Source organism: Kitasatospora sp. NPDC092948, assembly GCF_044754805.1.
GTDB lineage: Bacteria > Actinomycetota > Actinomycetes > Streptomycetales > Streptomycetaceae > Kitasatospora.
The window spans coordinates 373,159-394,250 of sequence record NZ_JBIVPU010000002.1; the positions used below are offsets into that span (position 1 = coordinate 373,159).

The 21,092-nt window shown below is 74.5% G+C and carries 19 protein-coding genes; 10 read left to right on the forward strand and 9 right to left on the reverse strand.

Annotation, left to right across the window (positions count from 1 at the left end; all coding sequences use genetic code 11):
* Nucleotides 1-59 precede the first annotated feature (59 nt).
* The 7 genes from ACIQF6_RS06435 to ACIQF6_RS06465 all read right to left on the reverse strand — a co-directional run bounded on the left by ACIQF6_RS06435 (nt 60) and on the right by ACIQF6_RS06465 (nt 8,353).
* Complete coding sequence (locus ACIQF6_RS06435; protein WP_400890787.1) at nt 60-815, reverse strand: class I SAM-dependent methyltransferase; 756 nt, start codon at nt 813-815, stop codon at nt 60-62.
* 16 nt (nt 816-831) lie between these two features.
* A complete protein-coding gene (locus tag ACIQF6_RS06440; protein WP_400890790.1) occupies nt 832-1,230 on the reverse strand; it encodes a VOC family protein in 399 nt (132 codons plus the stop codon).
* A gap of 89 nt (nt 1,231-1,319) precedes the next feature.
* The gene (locus ACIQF6_RS06445) at nt 1,320-2,123 is read right to left on the reverse strand and encodes a sugar phosphate isomerase/epimerase family protein (RefSeq protein WP_400892152.1); all 804 of its coding nucleotides are present in this window, start codon (nt 2,121-2,123) and stop codon (nt 1,320-1,322) included.
* 333 nt (nt 2,124-2,456) lie between these two features.
* Nucleotides 2,457-3,410, reverse strand: a complete 954-nt coding sequence (locus ACIQF6_RS06450) for a Ppx/GppA family phosphatase (RefSeq protein ID WP_400890793.1) — start codon at nt 3,408-3,410, stop codon at nt 2,457-2,459.
* 49 nt (nt 3,411-3,459) lie between these two features.
* Nucleotides 3,460-4,737, reverse strand: coding sequence for an SUKH-4 family immunity protein (locus ACIQF6_RS06455; protein ID WP_400890796.1), 1,278 nt, complete (start codon nt 4,735-4,737; stop codon nt 3,460-3,462).
* Nucleotides 4,734-7,943: a toxin glutamine deamidase domain-containing protein gene (locus ACIQF6_RS06460; protein ID WP_400890799.1), complete on the reverse strand. Its 3,210-nt coding sequence runs from the start codon at nt 7,941-7,943 to the stop codon at nt 4,734-4,736. Before ACIQF6_RS06460 ends, ACIQF6_RS06455 begins: the two co-directional genes overlap by 4 nt.
* Before the next feature lie 65 nt (nt 7,944-8,008).
* Complete coding sequence (locus ACIQF6_RS06465) at nt 8,009-8,353, reverse strand: WXG100 family type VII secretion target (protein ID WP_400890802.1); 345 nt, start codon at nt 8,351-8,353, stop codon at nt 8,009-8,011.
* A gap of 223 nt (nt 8,354-8,576) precedes the next feature.
* On the opposite strand from ACIQF6_RS06465, the gene ACIQF6_RS06470 reads away from it, so the two are divergent.
* Entirely contained in the window at nt 8,577-9,434 is an 858-nt protein-coding gene (locus tag ACIQF6_RS06470; RefSeq protein WP_400890805.1) for a hypothetical protein, read from the forward strand.
* A gap of 193 nt (nt 9,435-9,627) precedes the next feature.
* Here ACIQF6_RS06470 and ACIQF6_RS06475 read toward each other — a convergent pair whose 3' ends face one another.
* Nucleotides 9,628-10,791, reverse strand: coding sequence for an NADH-quinone oxidoreductase subunit D (locus tag ACIQF6_RS06475; RefSeq protein ID WP_400890808.1), 1,164 nt, complete (start codon nt 10,789-10,791; stop codon nt 9,628-9,630).
* A gap of 14 nt (nt 10,792-10,805) precedes the next feature.
* Nucleotides 10,806-11,810, reverse strand: coding sequence for an SAM-dependent methyltransferase (locus tag ACIQF6_RS06480; protein WP_400890811.1), 1,005 nt, complete (start codon nt 11,808-11,810; stop codon nt 10,806-10,808).
* 105 nt (nt 11,811-11,915) lie between these two features.
* On the opposite strand from ACIQF6_RS06480, the gene ACIQF6_RS06485 reads away from it, so the two are divergent.
* From ACIQF6_RS06485 to ACIQF6_RS06525, 9 genes are all read left to right on the forward strand, one after another.
* Nucleotides 11,916-13,133 carry a sensor histidine kinase gene (locus ACIQF6_RS06485; RefSeq protein ID WP_400890814.1) on the forward strand — a complete coding sequence of 406 codons (1,218 nt, stop codon included), beginning with the start codon at nt 11,916-11,918 and terminating at the stop codon, nt 13,131-13,133.
* Nucleotides 13,134-13,147: 14 nt separating this feature from the next.
* Nucleotides 13,148-13,837, forward strand: coding sequence for a response regulator (locus ACIQF6_RS06490; protein ID WP_400892154.1), 690 nt, complete (start codon nt 13,148-13,150; stop codon nt 13,835-13,837).
* A 203-nt stretch (nt 13,838-14,040) separates the two neighbouring features.
* On the forward strand, nt 14,041-14,955 hold the full coding sequence (locus ACIQF6_RS06495; RefSeq protein ID WP_400890817.1) for a Rossmann-like and DUF2520 domain-containing protein: 915 nt from the start codon (nt 14,041-14,043) through the stop codon (nt 14,953-14,955).
* A complete protein-coding gene (gene panC / locus ACIQF6_RS06500) occupies nt 14,955-15,869 on the forward strand; it encodes a pantoate--beta-alanine ligase (protein WP_400890820.1) in 915 nt (304 codons plus the stop codon). The genes ACIQF6_RS06495 and panC overlap by 1 nt, the downstream gene beginning before the upstream one ends.
* 44 nt (nt 15,870-15,913) lie before the next feature.
* Complete coding sequence (gene panD, locus ACIQF6_RS06505; protein ID WP_400890823.1) at nt 15,914-16,360, forward strand: aspartate 1-decarboxylase; 447 nt, start codon at nt 15,914-15,916, stop codon at nt 16,358-16,360.
* A gap of 10 nt (nt 16,361-16,370) precedes the next feature.
* Nucleotides 16,371-17,984 (forward strand): L-aspartate oxidase, encoded by a 1,614-nt coding sequence (locus tag ACIQF6_RS06510; RefSeq protein WP_400890826.1) that lies wholly within the window; start codon nt 16,371-16,373, stop codon nt 17,982-17,984.
* Nucleotides 17,985-18,243: 259 nt separating this feature from the next.
* On the forward strand, nt 18,244-19,221 hold the full coding sequence (gene nadC, locus ACIQF6_RS06515; RefSeq protein WP_400890829.1) for a carboxylating nicotinate-nucleotide diphosphorylase: 978 nt from the start codon (nt 18,244-18,246) through the stop codon (nt 19,219-19,221).
* Nucleotides 19,222-19,244: 23 nt separating this feature from the next.
* Nucleotides 19,245-20,039: a type III pantothenate kinase gene (locus ACIQF6_RS06520; protein WP_035863765.1), complete on the forward strand. Its 795-nt coding sequence runs from the start codon at nt 19,245-19,247 to the stop codon at nt 20,037-20,039.
* A 130-nt stretch (nt 20,040-20,169) separates the two neighbouring features.
* Nucleotides 20,170-20,868, forward strand: coding sequence for a hypothetical protein (locus tag ACIQF6_RS06525; protein WP_400890833.1), 699 nt, complete (start codon nt 20,170-20,172; stop codon nt 20,866-20,868).
* Nucleotides 20,869-21,092 lie beyond the last annotated feature (224 nt).

Genomic DNA, 21,092 nt, shown 5'->3' on the forward strand with positions numbered 1-21,092 from the left:
GCGCCGACCCGATCCGGACCAGGTGTCCGCGATGCGGTCAGCGCGGGCGGCGGCCGGGGCTACGGCCTCGGGGCGACGTACAGCTCCAGCCGGTACGGCTCGACCAGCTGCCCGTCCGGGAACTCGGCGAGCAGCGCCTCCCGTTCGGCGGCCAGGATCGGGGCCCGCCGCTCCGGGTCCAGCACCGCGACGTACGAGCGGGAGGTCAGGTCGGTGATCACCTGGTCGACCGTCACCTGCCGTTCCCAGCGGACCGTGGCCGTGCGCACCTCCAGGCCCGCCTCGGTCAACTTCTCGTGCCCGGCGATCACTCCGCCGTAGTAGTGGTAGCCGGGCAGGGTGGCGGCCATCCGTTCCTGGTGGGCGGCCAGCCACGGGGTCGCGTAGTCCTTGATGTTCCACCAGACGGCCAGCGCCCCGCCCGGGCGCAGCACCCGCAGCGCCTCCGGGATCGACCGCTGCGGGTCGGTCCAGTGGAACGCCTGCGCGTAGGCGACGAAGTCCACCGAGGCGTCGTGGAACGGCAGTTCGTCGCCACCGGCCTTGACCACCGGCAGTCCGGGGCTGACCTCGCGGAGCACCGCGGCCATGCCGTCGCTGGGTTCGACCGCCACCACCCGGGCGCCGCGCTCGACCAGCAGCCGGGTGGCGATGCCGGTGCCGGCGCCGACGTCCAGCACGTCCGCGCCGTTCAGCGGGCGGCCGGACAGCCGTTCCAGTTCGTCGAAGAGCGCGGCCGGGTAGGACGGCCGGGCCGCGTTGTACTCGGCGGCGACCGCGCCGAAGGAGCCCGCGTGGGCCTGGAGGTCACTCATCGGATTCGTCCTCTTCTCATGTCCGGTTGCGGGAGCACAGCACCAGGCCGTACCCGTCGGGGTCCAGCACCGTCACCCCGCACTCGTCCCAGTAGGGGTTGTGCGCGGGCACCCGGCGGCCGCCCGCCGCGACCAGGCGCTCGACCAGTGCCTCCGCCACGGGCTCGCCGAGGTACAGCACGAACAGGTCCTCGACGGTGGGGGACGGCTCGACCGGGTGCTCGGGGTCGACGGCCGGCTCGAAGTGCCAGGCGCCGTCCGGGAATCCGACCATCAGCAGATCGTGCTGCCCGGAGACCCGCTCGGCGGTGCGCCACAGCACGGACAGGCCAAGGCACTGGACGTAGAAGCGTTCGGCCGCCGCCAGGTCGCGACTGGGGCGGGCCAGTCGGACATGGGTGTCGGGGCCGATCACGCGGGGCCCGCCGGTCGGTTCGTGATCATGCGTTCGACTGTAGGCGCGGGCCTGCGGGCCTGTCCGCCGGTTCCCGAATTGATGCGGCGTCAGGACGCGGGCCGGACCGCCGCCAGGTGCAGGCGGGTGAAGGCCAGTGCCTCCGCGAGGTCGGCCTCGCGGTCGGCCGGGGTGCCGGACTTGCGGGTGTTGACCTCCAGCACCACGTGCCCGTCGAAGCCGGTCCGGGCGAGGCGCTCCAGCAGCTCCGCGCACGGCTGCTTGCCTCGCCCCGGGATCAGGTGCTCGTCCTTGCCGGACCCGGAGCCGTCCGCCAGGTGCACGTGCGCCAGCCGCTCGCCCATCCGGCCGACCAGGCCCAGCGCGTCCACCCGCGAGGTCGCCGCGTGCGACAGGTCGACGGTGAAGTGCCGGTAGTCCTCCTCGGTGACGTCCCAGCCGGGCGCGTACGCCAGCATCTCGCGGTCCCGGTAGCGCCACGGGTACATGTTCTCCACCGCGAACCGGACCGGGGTCTCCCCCGCCATCCGGTCGATGCCCGCCACGAACTCCTTGGCGTACTGCCGCTGCCAGCGGAACGGCGGATGCACCACCACGGTGTCCGCGCCCAGCCGCTCGGCGGCCTTCCGGGCCCGCACCAGCTTGGTCCACGGGTCGGTGCTCCAGACCCGCTGGGTGATCAGCAGGCAGGGGGCGTGCACCGCGAGGATCGCCACCTCGTAGGTGTCGGACAGCCGCCGCAGCGCCTCGATGTCCTGGCTGACCGGGTCGTTCCAGACCATCACCTCGACGCCGTCGTAGCCCAGCCGGGAGGCCAGCTCGAACGCCGTCTCGGTGGTCGACGGGTACACCGACGCCGTCGACAGCGCCACCTTGGTGTCCGGGACGTGCAGCGCCGGATGCGGCGGCAGCACCAGCCGGTCGGTGGTGCGCAGCAGCGGCGGACGATCCAGCTTCCGGCGCGCCGCACGGGCCGCCCGCGCCGCCTTCAACGGCAGGGGGCCGCGCCTCGGCTTTCGCTGATCCGCTGAATCCGCCACGCGAACCAGGTTAAGCGCAACCCGCGGCCCGGCCGGTGTGCGATACGGCACGCGGTGCCCTACGGCGACCCGGCGATCACCGTGGGCGCCCCGGGCCGACGGCCGGGCGGGGGGACGCCGTCCCGGTGGGGCGCGAGTCCTTCCTTCGACAGCGGCCCGGCCGGCGAGGGGGCGGCTGCCGGCCGATCACGCCTCGATCGCGATCCGGCCGTCCTGGCCGTCCAGGGTGTCGAGGCGGCGCAGGATGATGCCCTCGCGCAGCGCCCACGGGCAGATGTCCAGCTCCTCCAGGCCGAACAGGTCCATCGCGGCGTCGGCGACCAGTGCGCCGGCCAGCAGCTGGCGGGCCCGGCCGAGGGAGACGCCGGGGATCCGGGCGCGTTCGGCGGGCGTCATGGCGGCGAGCCGGGGCAGCCAGGCGGACAGGCCGGCCCGGGTGAGCTTGCGGGGGACGCGGACGCCGGCGCCCTCGGGGGCGGCGCCGGTCATCCGGGCGAGCTGCTTGAAGGTCTTGGAGGTGGCCACCGAGTGGTCGGGCGCGCCGAGGCGGGCGATGTCGCCGACCGTGCCGGCGATCTCGGCGCGGATGTGCCGCCGCAGTTCGCGGATGTCGCCGGGGTCGGCGACGTCGCCCGGCAGGCGCGAGGTGAGGCGGCCGGCGCCGAGCGGCAGGGAGGTGGCGACGTCGGGCTGCTCGTCCAGGCCGCAGGCGATCTCCAGCGAGCCGCCGCCGATGTCGAGGTTGAGCAGCCGGCCGGAGGACCAGCCGAACCAGCGGCGGACGGCCAGGAAGGTCAGCCGGGCCTCGTCCTGGCCGGACAGCACGGTGAGGGCGACGCCGGTCTCGTCCTCGACCCGGCGCAGCACCTCCTCGCCGTTGGCGGCCTCCCGGACGGCGGAGGTGGCGAACGGCAGCAGGTCGACGACGCCCTTGTCCTCGGCGACCCGCAGCGAGGACGCGACCATCGAGACCAGCCGGTCGACGCCGATCGGGCTGATCGCCCCGTCCGAGTCCAGCAGTTCGGCCAGGCGCAGGTCCGCCTTGTGCGAGTACGCGGGCAGGGGGGCCGCACCGGGGTGGGCGTCCACCACGAGGAAGTGGACGGTGTTGGAGCCTACGTCGAGCACACCGAGTCGCATGACCGTCCAACCTAGCCCAGATCGGTGACCGCCCGGGGTGTCGGTGGGGTCACAGCAGGCCGTCCCAGAGCTGTTCGACGATGACCGCCCACCAGTTCTCCGGGTCGCGCAGGGCGGTCCGGTCGAGCGCGGACAGCGCCCACTGGAACTCGGCGACGGCGGGGCCGGCCTGCTCGGGCGGCAGGTCGCGCAGGCGTGGGTAGCGCTCGGCGAGCAGCGCCAGACAGCGGGTGAAGGCGGTCAGGTCGGTGTTGCAGTAGCGGGCCTCGCAGGTGTCCGGGTCGACGGCGCGGACCCGGCCCTGCGCGGTGTCGACGGTGAACAGCGCCCAGCCGTCGGTGCCGAGCAGCCGCTGCCCGAGCAGCGCGGCGCGGGCCGCCGCGGTGGCCCGCCGGCCGCGGCCGAGCGCGCCGAGGTACTCGGCGAAGTCCGGCAGGACGGGCGCGGCCTGCTCGGCGATGCCGTCGCTCTCCGGCAGGTGGAGGGTGAAGAAGCCGGGCACCACCCGCGGCAGACCGGTGCGCTGCAGGGCGCGGGCGGCGGGCTCGGGCAGGTCGGCGGCGAGCACCTCGACCTGCTCGAAGCGGTGCGTGCCGTCCTCGCCGAACAGTGCGGCCAGCCGCTGCCCGAGGCCCTTCTCGTCCTCGGGCTGGGCGGGCGGCACGGCGAGCGGGAACGGCACCCGGTTGTAAATCCGGCCGGTGCGGGCGACCAGGGACCGGACGGCGGCCGCCCGGTGGTCGTGGCGCGGCCCGTACGGCTGCTCGAACTCGATCCGGACGCCGGGCAGCCGGGCCGCGATGACGTGCTCCCAGTAGCCGCCGGGGAGCATCGACAGCCGCAGGTCGGTGCGGAGCGCGACCAGGTCGTCGAGCGCGACGCCCTGCGCGGACAGCTGCTGCCAGGCGCGCAGCGCGGGGTGCGGGCGGCCGTGCGCGGAGTGCACGGTCAGCGACCGGGTGACGCCCTTGTCGTCCCGGTAGCCGATCACGGCCCGGGTGCCGGGGCCGGTGACGGGCGGCAGCGCCGGGTTGTGGCTGCCGGCGCCGAGGCGGTCGCGGTAGAGCCGCTCCACCACGGGCACCGGGACGGACGGGAAGACGGTGAGCTCGCCGCTGACCCGGTCGACCACGGCGCAGGCCGCGCCGATCTCCTCGGGCGCGCGGCGCGCGCCGGTGAGCGGGTCGGTGAGGATCGGCGCGGGCTCCGGCCAGAGCACCCAGCCGAGGTCGAACTCGTGGCACCTGACAGGCCGTGAACCCTCCTGGGGGAGGTCGCCGTTGACCCAGCGGTGGGCGGTGGCGAGGGCCTGTTCACGGGTGATCATCGGCTGGTGCTCCCGGTGGTGCGGTGGATGGTGAGCCGGGAGCGCGGCGGCGCTGCCGCGGGCCGGACGTCCGCGGCCGGCTCGTCGGCGGGCGCGCCGACGGTGACCGGCACCTGCTCGGCCGCCGCGGCGACGGCCCCGGCGGGGACGGCGACGGTGGCCGGCAGCGGCGCGGACAGGTCGATCGGCCGGTCGGCGGCGTCCACCGCGATCGCCCACAGGCCGTGGTCGGCCGGGTAGAGCGGGCTGGGCGCGGCGTAGCCGGTCTGGTGGTCGAGGTAGCTGAGCACGCCCTTGTGGTTGACCGCGTTCCAGGTGTGCGAGCGGCCGAAGCCGTCGACGGTCAGCAGCACCGCGCGGGTGCCGGTGCCGTGCGCGAGCAGCGCCTGGCCGAGCTTGCCGTGCGCGTCGTCGCCGCTGCCCAGGTCGAGGAAGCGGGTGCCGAGTTCCAGCTCGGCGCGGTCGCGTCCGCCGCGCTCGCCGGCCGGGCCGTCGGGCAGCCGGGGCGCGGCGCAGGTCGGCGCGGCGCCGAGGGTGTCGACGGCCGACAGGGCGACGTCCACGCAGTTGTTGGCGCGTCCGCTCTCGGCCGGGCCGCCGCCGTTGAGGACCTCGATCCACTCGCCGATCATCGGGTCCGGGTACGGCGCGGGGGTGCGGCGCACCACCTCGGCCCGGTGCGCGGGATCGACCGGGCCGAGCCCGCCGGGCAGCCCGTACGGGCGGCTGTCGGCGAGGGTGCGCACCGGCTGCTCGACGGAGCCGGGCCGCACCGGGCCGCCGGGGCCGCCGCTGGTCATCACCAGCCAGGCCGCGGACGCCTGGTGCACCGACGCACCGGACTCGTCGACGGAGCCGGACCGCCGGACGTCCGGCAGCGGGTCGTGCCGGACGGGGCCGCCGGGGGCGTGCTGGCCGATGCCGCCGCCGCCCGCGGGCGGGACGGGGCCGGCCACCGGCCGGGCCGCCACCGGGCGGCCGTCCGCCGCGTGCTGGCCGACACCGACCACCGCCGCTGCCGAGCCGCCCTGCCCGCCCGCGCCGGGGGCGCCGGGAGCCGCACCGGCGGCAGCGCCGGGCGCACCGGGGGCGCCCGCCGCGGCACCGGCCGCCGCACCGGAGGCGCCGGGCGCACCGGCCGCCGCACCCGGGGCGCCGGGAGCGCCGGCCGCACCGGGCGTGCCGACGGGCGCACCGCCGCCGACCGGGCCGGCACCGGCCACCGGCCCACCGCCGAGCGCACCGCCGCCGACCGGCAGACCGCCGCCGGCGGCCGGGGCGCCGCCGCCGACCGGGCCGAGCTGGATCGAGGAGCCGCCGCCGGACGAACCGCCGCCGCCGAACACCGACCCGGAGTCGCCGCCGCGGTGGATCCCGCCGCCGCCACCGCCGGCGCCGCCGTTGGACGACCAGATGTCGCCGCCGTCCACCGTCGGCGGGAGGTTCGGCGCGGGCGGCGTCAGCACCGAGTCGACGTGCACCGTCACCGGCCCGTGCGACGGCGCGGGCGAGGGGACGTCCGGGGCCCAGCCGCCGCCACCGCCGCCGTACGAACCGCCGCCGCCGTACGAACCGCCGCCACCGGCCGGGGCGCTGTGCGAACTGCCGTACACGGGAGCCGGGTTGTTCTGGTAGCCGGAGTTGCCCGAGCTGCCGGCGCCGCCGCGGTGCCCGCCGGCCGCCGGGGCGGACTGCACGTGGCCCGGGTCGCTGCCGCCCAGCGGGTCGAGCACGGCGTCGGCCGTGCCCGGCAGGCCGCTCAGCGGGCCGTTGCCCAGCGGGCCGCTGCCGTTGCCGTTCGGCCCGCCGCGGCCGTTCGGGCCGTTGCCCAGCGGGCCGTTGCCGTTGCTCTGGTCGCCGTGGCCGCCGCCGTGGTTGCCGTGCGGGTTCCCGAACGCGCCGTTGTTCTGGCTGTCGGCGATCGGGACGGGCTTCCCGTCCGGGCCGATCAGGTCGAGCGGGCGGCCGTCGGCGCCGAACTGGACGATCTGCCCGTTCGGGCCGACCGCCTGCATGGCGGCGTTCACGGTGACGGCCTGGCCGTCGCCGCCCATCAGCAGGTGGCCCTTCTGGTCGGCGACCAGGCCGGAGACCGGGGTGCCGTTGGCGGCCATCATCACCGGGTGGCCGTCGCCGTCGAGCTTGGGGTGGCCGTCCAGGCCGAGGGCCAGCGTGATGCCGGTGCCGACCAGCGCGCCGGTCAGGCCGACCAGCACCGGCTTGCCGTCCTTGCCGAGCAGCGGCTTGCCGTCCTCGCCCATCGCCACACCGCTGACCGGCTTGCCGTCCGGGCCGACCAACTGCTGGGTGCCGTCGGCGCCCTGGGCGACCTTCACGCCTTCGACGCCCTTGACCCGCTGGCCGTCGTCGCCGACCAGCACCGGGTTGCCGTTCCGGTCGGTCTTGACGGTGCCGTCGGCCTTCAGCTCGGCGTGCACGCCGGCCACGCCGGCGACGTCCACCGAGCGGGCCACGCCGACGCTCGCCAGCACGCCGGTGACCTGCCCGGAGCGGGCGGCCATCGAACCCTCGCGCTTCTCGCCGTGCAGGCCGCGGCCGTCCGTCTGGGCGATCCGCTCCAGGGCGACCAGCGGCGGCTCCTTGGCGAGCGACTTCGCCGCCTCCGCCATGTCCCGTTCCAGCTGCTCCAGCAGCTGGCCGATCTTCCGCTTGGCGTCCGCGACCGCGGCCAGCTCCTCGGCCTCGGCCACGCCCTCCTTCACCACCGCGACCGCGCCGGACGCCAGCCCGGAGAGCACGCCGCCGACCCCGGAGGTGATCTCCTTGCCGGCCTGCGCGATCTGCGCCTTCGCCTTCGCCTCGGCCGCGTCCGCCGCCCGGATCTTCTCGGTCAGCTCCTGGAGCACCGCGATGATGTCGACCTTGCTGTGGTCGACCACGCCCGCCGCCTTGTCCAGCGCGGCGGCCACCAGGCCGGCCGCCGCGGAGGCGTCGTCCAGCTGGCCGCGCCCGCCGCCGCTGAACTGCTGCCAGTGCGCGCTGAACGCCTCCACCGCGGGGCCGGAGTTCTCCCCCGACACCCGCTGCGCGGAGGTGTTGCCGCGGCGCACCAGGGCCTCCGCCTCCGAGCCGAACTCCCGCCACAGGGCGGCCGCCCGACGCAGCCCGTCCTCGTCCGCCTGCGGCCACGCGTGGCCGGTCCGTGCCAGCGCGGGGGCGAGTTCCTCCGGCAGGTTCCTGGACACGTGCTCCCCCTTCGGGTGGTGCGGTTCGGCGTGCACAGCCGCCCGCCGCGTGCTCTGACTGCGGTTCAGGCCCGGCCGGTTGCGGTCGGGTGGTTCAGCGACGGCGCGTTGAAGTCCGCGCTGATCTCGCTGTCGGTGCGCTCGACGCTGTCCGCCATCGTGTGCAGGCCCTGACCGATCCGGCCGAGCCGCTCCGCCAGGCCCTGCAGACCGGCCAGCACGCCCTCCCGGGCCTCGCCGTACGCGACGCCGAACGGCTGGCCCGGGGCGTCACCGCCCCACGGCGCGCCCAGCGCCGCCAGCCCGCTCTCCAACTGCTTCGCCGCACTGCCGAACTCCGTCGAGACGGTCTCGAACTCCCGTCCCTCGCCGTGGAGTTCCCACGACCGGATGACGACCTTGTCGCCCATGTGCACTCCCCCGTGCAAGGGCGCCCGTGCGCCCGACCTACCCCCGGCTGGGCCATCCTAGGGCCGCGCACGGCCACCGCCGCCCGGGCTGCGGCCCTTTTCACAGCCGTTTCACCTACACCGCCCGCCGGGCCCCCCGAAAAACCACCCAACCCCGACAGACCGTCCCAAAAGCCACGCCGCCGCACCACGGCCGCCGGGGCCGAGGCCATACCCTTGCCGGGTGGCACCAGCTGAGAGCGCGAAGAGCAAGAAGTCCAAGAAGTCCGGCAAGGACCCCAAGCCCGCCAAGGGCCCGGTCGTCGACCTGGCGATGCCCACCGTCCGCGAAGTCGCCCTCGACTTCCCGCGCGCCTGGGTCGAGTTCAACGACCCCGCCGACGACGACCAGGTGTTCCGCTGCGACCTCACCTGGCTCACCTCCAACTGGGGCTGCATCTTCGGCAAGGGCTGTCACGGCATCCAGCCCGGCCGCGGCGCCTCCGACGGCTGCTGCACCCTCGGCGCGCACTACTCCGACAAGGACGACGAACAGCGCGTCGCCGAGCACGCCGCCCGCCTCACCCCGGACATCTGGGAGAACCACGCCGAGGGCACCGACGCCAAGGGCCGGATCCGCCGCGACGGCGGCATCACCATGTTCGACGAGGACGGCGACCGCCAGACCCGCCGCGTCAACGGCGCCTGCCTCTTCCTCAACAGCCCCGGCTTCCCCGGCGGCGCCGGCTGCGCCCTGCACGTCCTCGCCCTCCGCGAGGGCCTCGACCCGCTCCGAACCAAGCCCGACGTCTGCTGGCAGCTCCCGATCCGCCGCACCTACGACTGGATCGACCGCCCCGACGACACCCGCTACCTCCAGGTCACCATCGGCGAGTACGACCGCCGCGGCTGGGGCCCCGGCGGCCACGACCTCCACTGGTGGTGCACCGGCTCCCCCGAGGCCCACAACGCCCCCGACCCGGTCTACGTCTCCTACCGCCCCGAACTCGTCGAACTCATGGGCCCCGAGGCGTACGAGACGCTCGTCACCCTCTGCAAGTCCCACAACCCCCGCCACGCCCCGCACCCGGCCGGGCAGTAAAGGGTCACCACCAGGGGCTCGGGGAACGGCGGGGCCATGTCTGCGGAGGACCAGCAGGGCGCTTTGCGTTCCGCCGTTTCCGGTTCCCGTCCTGAGGCCCGCCGCAGCCATGGCCAACCGCTGTCCTCGACCGCCGGCAACAGGACCTCGCCGTTCCCCGAGCCCCTGTTCTGCCTCCCGTCTGCCTTCCCTCCTATTTGTCGATGTCTCCGACCACGAAGAACATCGACCCCAGGATCGCCACCATGTCCGCCACCAGCGTCCCCGGCAGCAGCTCCGTCAGCGCCTGGATGTTGTTGAACGACGCCGACCGCAGCTTCAGCCGCCAAGGCGTCTTCTCGCCGCGCGACACCAGGTAGTACCCGTTCAGCCCGAGCGGGTTCTCGGTCCAGGCGTACGTCTCCCCCTCGGGAGCCTTGAGCACCTTGGGCAGCCGCAGGTTGATCGGCCCGGAGGGCATCTCCACCAGCCGGTCCAGGCACGCGTCGGCCAGGTCGAGCGAGTTCGCGGTCTGTTCGAGCAGGCACTCGAACCGCGCCAGGCAGTCGCCCTCCTCCCGGACGGGAACCCGCAGGACGTCCTGGAGTTCGCCGTACGCGAGGTACGGCTCGTCGCGGCGCAGGTCGAAGTCGACGCCGCTGGCCCGGGCGATCGGCCCGCTGACGCCGTACGCGTGGACGTGCTCGCGGGAGAGGACGCCGATGCCGGCCGTCCGTCCGCGGAAGATCTCGTTGCCGAGCACCAGGTCCTCGAAGACCGGCAGCTGCGAGCGGACCACGCCGATCGCGGCCCGGACCCGGCCGAGCCAGCCGGCCGGCAGGTCCTCCTTCAGGCCGCCGACCCGGTTGAACATGTAGTGCATGCGGCCGCCGGAGGCCTCCTCCAGGACGTGCTGGAGCTCCTCGCGGCCGTTGAAGGAGTGGAAGATCGGCGTGATCCCGCCCAGTTCCAGGGGGTAGGACCCGAGGAACATCAGGTGGTTGAGCACCCGGTTGAGTTCGGCGAGCAGGGTCCGCAGCCAGACCGCCCGCTCGGGGACCTCCATGCCGAGCATCCGCTCGACGGCGAGCACCACGCCGAGTTCGTTGGCGAAGGCGGACAGCCAGTCGTGCCGGTTGGCCAGCATGATGATCTGCCGGTAGTCACGGGCCTCGAAGAGCTTCTCCGCGCCGCGGTGCATGTACCCGATGACGGGTTCGGCGGACCTGATCCGCTCCCCGTCGAGGACCAGCTTCAGGCGCAGCACGCCGTGCGTGGACGGGTGCTGGGGACCGATGTTGAGCACCATGTCGGTGCTGCCGGGCTCCCCGGGCAGGTTCTGCGCGCCCGGGCCGATGCCGACCGTGGTCTCCGTCATGGCCGTCGACTCCTTCATGAGGGGAGAGTCTGCCATCCCGGCAGGCCCGCGAGGTCCTCCGGTACCGGCATGCGGACGGCCTGGACCAGCCAGTGGAACGCCCCGAGTCCGGCCGGGTCGGTGAGTTCGGCGGCCTCGCCGGCCCCGCCCAGCGCCCGCAGGTAGCCGACCGGGTCGGTGCCGGCGAGGGCGAGCGGCGGGCGGGCGCCGCTGACGCCGAGGGCGTGCAGCGCGGCGCGCTGGGTGGTGAGCAGGGCGGGCCGGCCGGGGGCGGTGGCGGCGTCGAGGGCGACGTGCGCGGTGAGGTCGCAGCTGCCGTCGGGGACGGGCGCGGTCTGCCGGCCGTCCCGGAAGCCGGTGAGGGTGCCGAACGGCGGGCGGGTGTCACGGGTGTGCGCGTAGTCGACGGCCACCGCGAGGCCGTGGTCCAGGGCGGCGACCGCGCGGGCCCAGGCGGCGTCCCGGGGTGCGCCGAGTTCGATCCGCTCGGCGTCGGGCCACCACTGCTCGGCCCACCCGGCGTCGTCCGCGTCGAGCGGCTCGCCGAGCCGTTCGCCGCCGTCCGGTGCGACCTCGACGTACCGCAGCCGCCCGTTCTCGTCGCGTTCGGCGACATCGAGCGGCACGTTGTCGAGCCACTCGTTGGCGAACAGCAGGCCGGTGACGCCGGACGGCAGCTCGGGGCCCCAGGCGATGCTGCCCGGCAGGCCGGCCGGGCGGTCGGCGAGTTCGACGGCGTGGAACGCGACCCGGGCGCGCAGCCCGGCGGGCAGTGCGTCCCGGACGGCGACGGTGAGTTCGCCGCGGCCCGCGCCGACGTCGACGAAGGCGAGCCGGGGCGGCGAGCCGAGCGCGGCGTCGACGCCGGCCAGCAGGCGGGCGACCGCGCCGGCGAACCGGGCGGAGGCGTGCACGGAGGTGCGGAAGTGCCCGGCCGGGCCCTCCGGACCGCGGTAGAAGCCGCCGTCGGGCCGGTACAGCGCGTGTTCGATCGCGGGCCGCCACCGCATCCATGTCATAGCGGGCGACGTTACCGGTAGGAGGCGGTCTCCACCTTGGGGAGTAGCCGGGGATCGCTCCTGCGACGGACCTGGACATGCCGTCCGATTCCCTAGGCTGGACACGTGCATCGACTCAACGCCTGGCTACGCCGACATCCCGTGGTGGTGGACTCCGCCTGGGCACTGATCGTGCTGGTCTTCGGCGTGTTGGTGGCGCTGGAGCAGACCGACATCGACGGGAACCGGGTCACCGGGCCGGCGATGTGGGTGGGCCTGGCGATCGCGGTGATCCTGCCCTTCATGATGGCGGTCCGACGGCGCCGGCCCGACCTCACCACCGCGGTGGCCGTCGCGCTCGGCCTCAGCCAGGTCGCCGGCCGGATCGAACCCGGCGTGTCCTCCGCCGCCTACCTGGTGTTCGCGTACACCGGCGCGGCCTTCGGCCGGGCCTGGACGTCCAGGCTGGCACTGGCCGCCAGCCTCTCGGCGGGGTCGCTCACCGTGTGGCGGCTGGTTCCGTCGCCCGATGGCACGAACGACACCCTCACCAGGCGGGTGGCCCTGGCCGCGCTGATGACCACCCCGTTCGTGCTGTGCTGGGCGTGGGGCCGGCTGACCCGGGTCCGCCGCGCCTACCTGGTCGAACTGGAGGACCGGGCGGCCCGGCTGGAACGCGAACGGGACGCCCAGGCGCAGGTCGCGGTGGCCGCCGAACGCGCCCGGATCGCCCGCGAACTGCACGACGTGGTCGCGCACAACGTCTCGGTGATGATCGTCCAGGCCGACGGCGCCGCCTACGTGATGGACAGCTCCCCGCAGCAGACCAAGGAGGCGCTGGGCACCATCGCCGCCACCGGCCGCCAGGCGCTCGCCGAGATGCGCCGCCTGCTCGGCGTGCTGCGCACCGCCGACACCACCGGCGAGTACGTGCCGCAGCCCGGCGTCGAGGAACTCCCCGACCTGCTCGAACAGGTCCGCACCGCCGGCCTGCCGGTCGAGTTCAGCTCCACCGGCGAGGTCCGCGACCTGCCCCGCGGCCTGGAGCTGACGGTCTACCGGATCGTCCAGGAGGCCCTCACCAACGTCCGCAAGCACGGCGGCCCGGACGCCAACGCCAAGGTCTCCGTCGACTTCCGGGACAGCGACCTGGAGGTCCTGGTCGAGGACGACGGCCGCGGCAGCACCCGCGACCAGCTGTCCGGCGGCACCGACGGTCTCGGCCACGGCCTGATCGGCATGCGTGAACGGGTCGGTATGGTCAGCGGCAGCCTGGACGTCGGGCCCCGGCCCGGCGGCGGCTTCCGGATCAGGGCCGTCCTGCCCCTCAAAGTGTCCAAATGAAGGAGACCCGACCGATGCCGATCCGCGTCATGCTGGTCGACGACCAGGAACTGCTGCGCACGGGCTTCCGGATGGTGCTGCAGTCGCAGGGCGACATCGAGATCACCGCGGAGGCCGGCGACGGCCAGCAGGCACTGGAGGTACTGCGCACCGCCGACGTCGACGTGATCCTGATGGACGTCCGGATGCCCCGCCTCGACGGCGTCCAGGCCACCCGCCGGATCTGCCTCGACGACCGCGGCACCCCGATCGAGGGCGCGCCCCGGGTGCTCATCCTCACCACCTTCGACCTGGACGAGTACGCCTTCGCCGCGCTCAAGGCCGGCGCGTCCGGCTTCCTGCTCAAGGACGTGCCGCCGACCGAGCTGGTCGCCGCGATCCGCGCCGTGCACGGCGGCGACGCGGTGGTCGCGCCCACCACCACCCGCCGCATGATCGACCGCTTCGCCGAGGTGCTGCCCACCCCCACCGCGACGCCCGGCTCCGCCGTCGTCGGCCCGCTCACCGAACGCGAACGCGAGGTCTTCCTGCTGGTCGCCCAGGGCCTCTCCAACGGCGAGATCGCCGCCCGCCTGGTGCTCTCCGAAGCCACCGTCAAGACCCACGTCGGCCGCATCCTCGCCAAGCTCGGCCTCCGCGACCGCGTCCAGGCCGTCGTCCTGGCCTACGAGAACGGCCTCGTCCGAGCCGGCGAAACCCCCTGACACCCCGCTGCGCCCGCCTCGCGACCCCACGGACGGGCGCCGCCCGCCCCGCGCGGTTCCCCGCGCCCCCGGCGGTGCTCTCCCCGGCGGTCCCCCTCGCGCCGGAGGGTCGCGGACGGGTGGGCGGGCGCAGTAACGGTCACCCCCGCAGCCCGTACCATTGAGCGGTACGTCTGGTACCCGCCGAGGACTGGAACGGAAGAGTGCTGCACGACTTCGGAGACCCCTCCGACCCCGGTAACCGCCCGGCCCGGCTCGCTGTCGGGGTGGTCGGGGCCGGCCGGGTCGGTCCTGCCCTGGGTGCGGCCCTGCAGTTGGCCGGGCACCGGGTGGTTGCCGCGTCCGGTGTGTCCGCCGCCTCGCGGCGTCGCGCCGAGACCCTGCTGCCGGGCGTCCGGCTGGTGACGCCGCCGCAGGTGATGGCCGCGGCGGATCTGGTGCTGCTGACCGTCCCGGACGACGTCCTGCCGGACCTGGTGAGCGGGCTGGCCGCGACCGACGCCGTCCGTCCGGGCCAGCTGCTCGTCCACACCTCGGGGGCGCACGGCGTGGCCGTGCTGGAGCCCGCGACCCGCAAGGGCGCGCTGCCGCTGGCGCTGCACCCGGCGATGACGTTCACCGGCACCTCGGTGGACGTGGCCCGGCTGGCCGGCTGCCCGTTCGGGGTGACCGCGCCCGAGGAGCTGCGTCCGGTCGCCGAGGCGCTGGTGGTGGAGATGGGCGGCGAGCCGTCCTGGATTCCCGAGGACGTCCGGCCGCTGTACCACACGGCCCTCGCGCACGGCGCGAACCACCTGGTCACGCTGGTCGCGCAGGCGATGGAGCTGCTGCGCACCGCAGGCGTCGCCGAGCCCGGCCAGATGCTCGGCCCGCTGCTCGGCGCGGCCCTGGACAACGCCCTGCGCTCCGGGGACCTGGCCCTCACCGGCCCGGTCGCCCGGGGCGACGTGGGGACGGTGCGCAAGCACCTCGACCGACTCGCCACCGTGACCCCGGACATCGGCCAGGCGTACCGGGCGATGGCGAAGGCGACCGCGCAACGGGCGGTCGCCAACGGATCGTTGAAGCCGGAACCGGCGGCGGCGCTGCTGGATGTACTGAACGAGGAGAAGCACTGATGGCACGCGACAGGCGCCCGGCGAAGGCCCCGAAGGCCGCGAAGGTCCGCAAGGCGGTGCTGACCCGCACCGTGGACGAGTTCGAGGCGGCGTTCTGGCCGGACGAGCAGCCGGTGGACAACGCCGTGGTGATGACCATGGGCGCGCTGCACCAGGGCCACGCGGCGCTGGTCCGGGAGGCCCGCCGGCAGGTCGGCAAGGACGGCCGGGTGGCCGTCACGGTGTTCGTGAACCCGCTGCAGTTCGGCGCCGGCGAGGACCTGGACCGCTACCCGCGCTCCCTGGACGCGGACGTCGCGCTCGCCGAGGAGATGGGCGCGGACGTGGTGTTCGCCCCGTCCGTCGACGAGATGTACCCGAACGGCGAGCCGCTGGTGCGCCTCTCCGCGGGCCCGATGGGCGCGGGCTTCGAGGGCGCGTCCCGCCCCGGCCACTTCGACGGCATGCTGACCGTCGTCGCCAAGCTGCTGCACATCACCGACCCGGACTTCGCGGTCTTCGGCGAGAAGGACGCCCAGCAGCTGGCGATCATCCGCCGGATGGTGGCGGACCTGGACTTCGACGTGGAGATCGTCGGCGTCCCGACCGTCCGCGAGGAGGACGGCCTGGCGCTGTCCTCCCGCAACCGCTTCCTGTCCGACGACGAGCGCACCCGGGCGCTCGCGCTCTCCCGGGCGCTGTTCGCCGGCCGCGACGCCGGCGCCCAGGGCGCCAAGGCCGTCCGCGAGGCGGCCGCCGCCGTGCTGGACGGCGCGGACGGCGCGGACGGCATCACCCTCGACTACCTCGCCCTGATCGATCCGATGTCCTTCACCGAGGCGCCGGACGACTTCCAGGGCGAGGCGGTGCTCGCGCTCGCGGCCGCGGTCGGTCCGACCCGGCTGATCGACAACGTGAGCATCATCGTCCGATAACGGGCCGTGTAGCCCGAGGCATGCACTCAGAGAGGCGTGACCACATGCTCCGCACCATGCTCAAGTCCAAGATCCACCGTGCCACCGTCACCCAGGCCGACCTGCACTACGTGGGATCGGTGACGGTCGACGAGGACCTGCTCGACGCCGCGGACCTGCTCCCCGGCGAGCTGGTCCACATCGTCGACATCGACAACGGCGCCCGGCTGGAGACCTACACCATCGCCGGCCCGCGCGGCTCCGGCATCATCGGCATCAACGGCGCCGCCGCCCGCCTGGTCCACCCCGGCGACCTGGTGATCCTGATCGCCTACGGGCAGATGGACACCGCCGAGGCCAAGGCCTACCTGCCGAAGGTGGTGTTCGTGGACGAGCACAACCGGATCTCCGGCCTGGGCGGCGACCCCGCGCACGCCCCCGAGGGCAGCGGACTGCTGCGCGGCGACGCCGCGTACGGTGGGGCCGACGGCGCGGCCGTCGCCGCGCACTGAAGGAGAAGTCATGCCGCATCGCCTGACCGCCCCCGCCCCCGGCTGGACCACGAGCACCGATGTGGTCGTGGTCGGCTCCGGCGTGGCCGGGCTCACTGTCGCGCTCAACATCCGCAAGGCCGGGCTGCGGGCCATGGTGGTCACCAAGGCGATGCTCGACGACGGCTCCACCCGCTGGGCCCAGGGCGGCGTCGCCGCCGCCCTGGGCGAGGGCGACACCCCCGAGCAGCACCTCCAGGACACCCTGGTCGCCGGGGCCGGCCTGTGCGACGAGGAGGCCGTCCGGACGCTGGTCACCGAGGGCCCGGACGCGGTGCGCCGACTCATCGAGGTGGGCGCCGAGTTCGACCTCGACGAGGACGGCGAGATCGTCCTCACCCGCGAGGGCGGCCACCACCGGGACCGGATCGTGCACGCCGGCGGCGACGCCACCGGCGCCGAGATCGAACGCGCCCTGGTCGCCGCCGTCGAGGCCGACCCGGGCCTCGAACTCATCGAGCACGCCCTGGTGCTGGACCTGCTCACCGACGCCGGCGGCCACGCCTCCGGCGTCACCCTGCACGTGATGGGCGAGGGCCAGCGGGACGGCGTCGGCGCGATCCTGGCCCGCGCCGTGGTGCTGGCGTCCGGCGGCATGGGACAGGTGTTCTCCGCCACCACCAACCCGGCGGTCTCCACCGGCGACGGCGTCGCGCTCGCCCTGCGGGCCGGCGCCGAGGTCACCGACCTGGAGTTCGTCCAGTTCCACCCCACCGTGCTGTTCCTCGGCGCGGACGCGCAGGGCCAGCAGCCGCTGGTCTCCGAGGCCGTCCGCGGCGAGGGCGCGCACCTGGTCGACGCCGACGGCGTGCGCTTCATGGTCGGCCAGCACGAGCTCGCCGAACTCGCCCCGCGCGACATCGTCGCCAAGGCGATCACCCGCCGGATGCACGCCCAGGACACCGAGCACATGTACCTGGACGGGCGGCACTTCGGCGCCGCGATGTGGGAGCACCGCTTCCCCACCATCCTGGCCGCCTGCCGCGCCCACGGCATCGACCCGGTCACCGAGCCGATACCGGTCGCCCCCGCCGCGCACTACGCCTCCGGCGGCGTCCGCACCGACCTGAACGGCCGCACCACCGTCCCCGGCCTGTACGCCTGCGGCGAGGTCGCCTGCACCGGCGTGCACGGCGCCAACCGGCTGGCCTCCAACTCGCTGCTGGAGGGCCTGGTGTTCGCCGAGCGGATCGCCGCCGACCTGGCGGAGCTCGCCGAGGCCGGGCAGCTGCCCGCCCGCACCGTGACCACCGACGCCGCCCGGGCCGCGGTGCCGGTGCCGCTGCTGCCCGCGGAGAGCCGCGGCGCGATCCAGCACCTGATGTCCACCGGCGCGGGCGTGATCCGCTCGGCGGAGTCGCTGTCCGCCACCGGGAAGGGCCTGGCGGCCCTGGCCGACCCGGCCGACCCCGCCTCCCCGTCCGTCGAGACCTGGGAAGCCACCAACCTCCACCAGGTCGCCACCGCCCTCACCGCCGCCGCGACCCTCCGCGAGGAGACCCGCGGCTGCCACTGGCGCGAGGACTTCCCCGACCGCGACGACACCCACTGGCGGCGCCACATCGCCCACCCGCTCGGCGGCTGACGTTCCGCCCGCGCGTTCTTCGCGCCCCGCAGGGGGCGCGGGGAACCGCGCGAAGCGGAAGACGACCGACCGAATACCTTTGACCCGACAGCCAGTTGCACCGCCCGAGGAGCCGAGCCACCGCCGATCCCGGATCCGACCCACCGTCGCTTCCGACCTCGCGCAGTTCCGCCCCCTCGCTTCGCCGGCGGTACCTCCCGGCGCCCCCGGTTTCACGCCCACCCCCGCCCCGGATCCGCACCCCCTTGGAGCCTCACCCATGTCCCACGACGAACTCCCTCTCCTCAACGCCGAGTCCGCCGAGGGCGGTTGCGGCGACGGCTGCGCCTGCGGCGACGGCGAGGTGTACGAGACCGGTCTCGACCCGGCGCTGGCCGAGCTGCTGGAGGCGGCCGGCCTGGACCCGGTCGAGGTCGAGGACGTGGCGATGATGGCCCTGTCCGAGGACCTGGCCGGCGGCGAGGACGTCACCTCGGTGGCGACCGTCCCCGCCGAGGCCGTCGCGACCGCGGACTTCACGGCCCGTCAGGCGGGCGTCGTCGCGGGCCTGCGGGTCGCCGAGGCGGTCGTCTCGCTGGTCTGCGAGGACGAGTTCGAGGTCCTGCGGCACGTCGAGGACGGCGCCGCGGTCGAGGCCGGCCAGGTGCTGCTCTCGGTGCGCAGCCGCACCCGCGACCTGCTCACCGCCGAGCGTTCGGCGCTGAACCTGCTGTGCCACCTGTCCGGCATCGCCACCGCCACCCGCGCCTGGGCGGACGCCCTGGAGGGCACCAAGGCGGTGGTCCGCGACACCCGCAAGACCACCCCGGGCCTGCGCGCGCTGGAGAAGTTCGCGGTCCGCGCGGGCGGCGGCGCCAACCACCGGATGGCGCTCTCCGACGCGGCGCTGGTGAAGGACAACCACGTGGTCGCCGCCGGCGGCGTCGCCGAGGCGTTCACCGCCGTCCGGGAGGCGTTCCCGGAGCTGCCGATCGAGGTCGAGGTCGACACCGTCGAGCAGATCGCCCCGGTCCTGGAGGCCGGCGCGGACCTGATCCTGCTGGACAACTTCAGCACCGAGCAGCTGCGCGAGGCGGTCGCCCTGGTCGCGGGCCGGGCGAAGCTGGAGGCTTCCGGCGGTCTGACCCTGGCCACGGCGCGCGAGGTCGCGGAGACTGGTGTCGACTTCCTGGCCGTCGGCGCCCTGACGCACTCTTCGCCGATCCTGGACATCGGCCTGGACCTCCGCAGTTCCTGACCATTCCAAGCAGAAAGCGCCCCATGCTCCTCACCATCGACGTCGGCAACACCCAGACCACGCTCGGCCTGTTCGACGGCGAGGAGATCGTCGAGCACTGGCGGATCTCCACCGACCCGCGCCGCACCGCCGACGAAATGGCGGTGCTGCTCCAGGGCTTGATGGGCGCCCACCCGATCGTCTCGGCGGACGACCGGGTGGCCGGCCTGGCGATCTGCTCCTCGGTACCGGCGGTGCTGCACGAGCTGCGCGAGGTGACCCGCCGGTACTACGGGGACGTGCCGGCGGTGATCGTGGAGCCGGGCGTGAAGACCGGCGTGCACGTGCTGATGGACAACCCGAAGGAGGTCGGCGCGGACCGGATCGTCAACGCGCTGGCCGCAAACCACCTGTACGGCGGGCCGTGCATCGTGGTCGACTTCGGCACCGCCACCACCTTCGACGCGATCAACGCGCGCGGCGACTACGTGGGCGGCGCGATCGCCCCGGGCATCGAGATCTCAGTCGACGCCCTGGGCGGCCGCACCGCGATGCTCCGCAAGATCGAGCTGGCCCGCCCGCGGAACGTGATCGGCAAGAACACCGTGGAGGGCATGCAGTCGGGCATCCTGTACGGCTTCGCCGGGCAGGTCGACGGCCTGGTCAACCGGATGGCCAAGGAACTGGCCAAGGACCCCAACGACGTCCAGGTGATCGCCACCGGCGGGCTCGCCCCGCTGGTCCTGGGCGAGGCCGACTCGATCGACGTGCACGAGCCGTGGCTGACCCTGATCGGCCTGCGGCTGATCTTCGAACGCAACCGGCCCGCCACCGCCTGACGGCCGCTCACGCCCGGTCGGCCGTCCGCTGACCGCCGACCGGGCGTCAGATGCACCATCTCATAGGCCAATCGGGACAAACACGTCCTCAATCGCCATAAGTCGGACGTACGCCACGTACTGTCGATCCATGCCAACGCCACACGGATCGCGCGGCGGCATGGCCTTCAGCGCCGACGAAGTCCGGGTGCTGCGCCGTGCCCTCGCCCAAGCCCTCTATCCCGCCGCGCCCGACCGGCTCCCGCTGCCCACCGCCGCCGGCGAGTTGTGGGCCGAGGACGTCCAGGACGCGCTTCGGCTCACCGAGGCCATCGACGAGGCGGTTCAGGAGGGCGGGCGGCTGCGCTCCTTCCTGCTGGCCGACCTGGGTCGCTACCGCTCCGCGCTGCCCGGCAGCGCGGTCGGCTACCTGGAACGGCTGGAGGAGGCCGTCACCGACGGCTACCTGCCCACCGCCGAGGACCTCTCCGCCCTGCGCGCCCTGTCCCGCCAGCCCTGCGGACAGCACGAGCACGCCCGCCGCTCCCGCCTCGCCGGACGCTGCCACGCCCTCGCCGAGGCGGAGGTCCGCGAGCGGCTCTCCCTCGGCTCCGGGCAGCGCCACCTCGCCGCCGTACCGAACCCCGCGCCAGAACCCCACCCCGCCATCCCAGTTGGAGGACGGTTCCCGATGAGCGACCAGCACCCGCAGTCCCCCGCCGCCGCCGACCGCCCCCGCCAGCGCCGGATGCCCACCCCCGCCGAACTCTTCGGCCGCCGCCCCCGCCCCACCCCCGAGCCCCCCGCCGACACCGACCACCCCGAACTCGCCACCGGCACGGACGGCTGACGGCCGCCCGCCGCCGCGAAGCCCCCTCCCCGGAGGGGGCTTTTCGCCGTCCGCCGGCATCCGCATCCCGGTCGACTGTCCGTCACTTCCCTTGCTCCTCAACGGAGGTGGGTTTACCAACGCTTGGGTAACGATGTCGGACCGATACGAACAGCCCTGTCCCGAACTGTCCGCTTCCGCTCGGGCCGACCGCCACATTGACCGCCTATCGTCAAGACTCCACA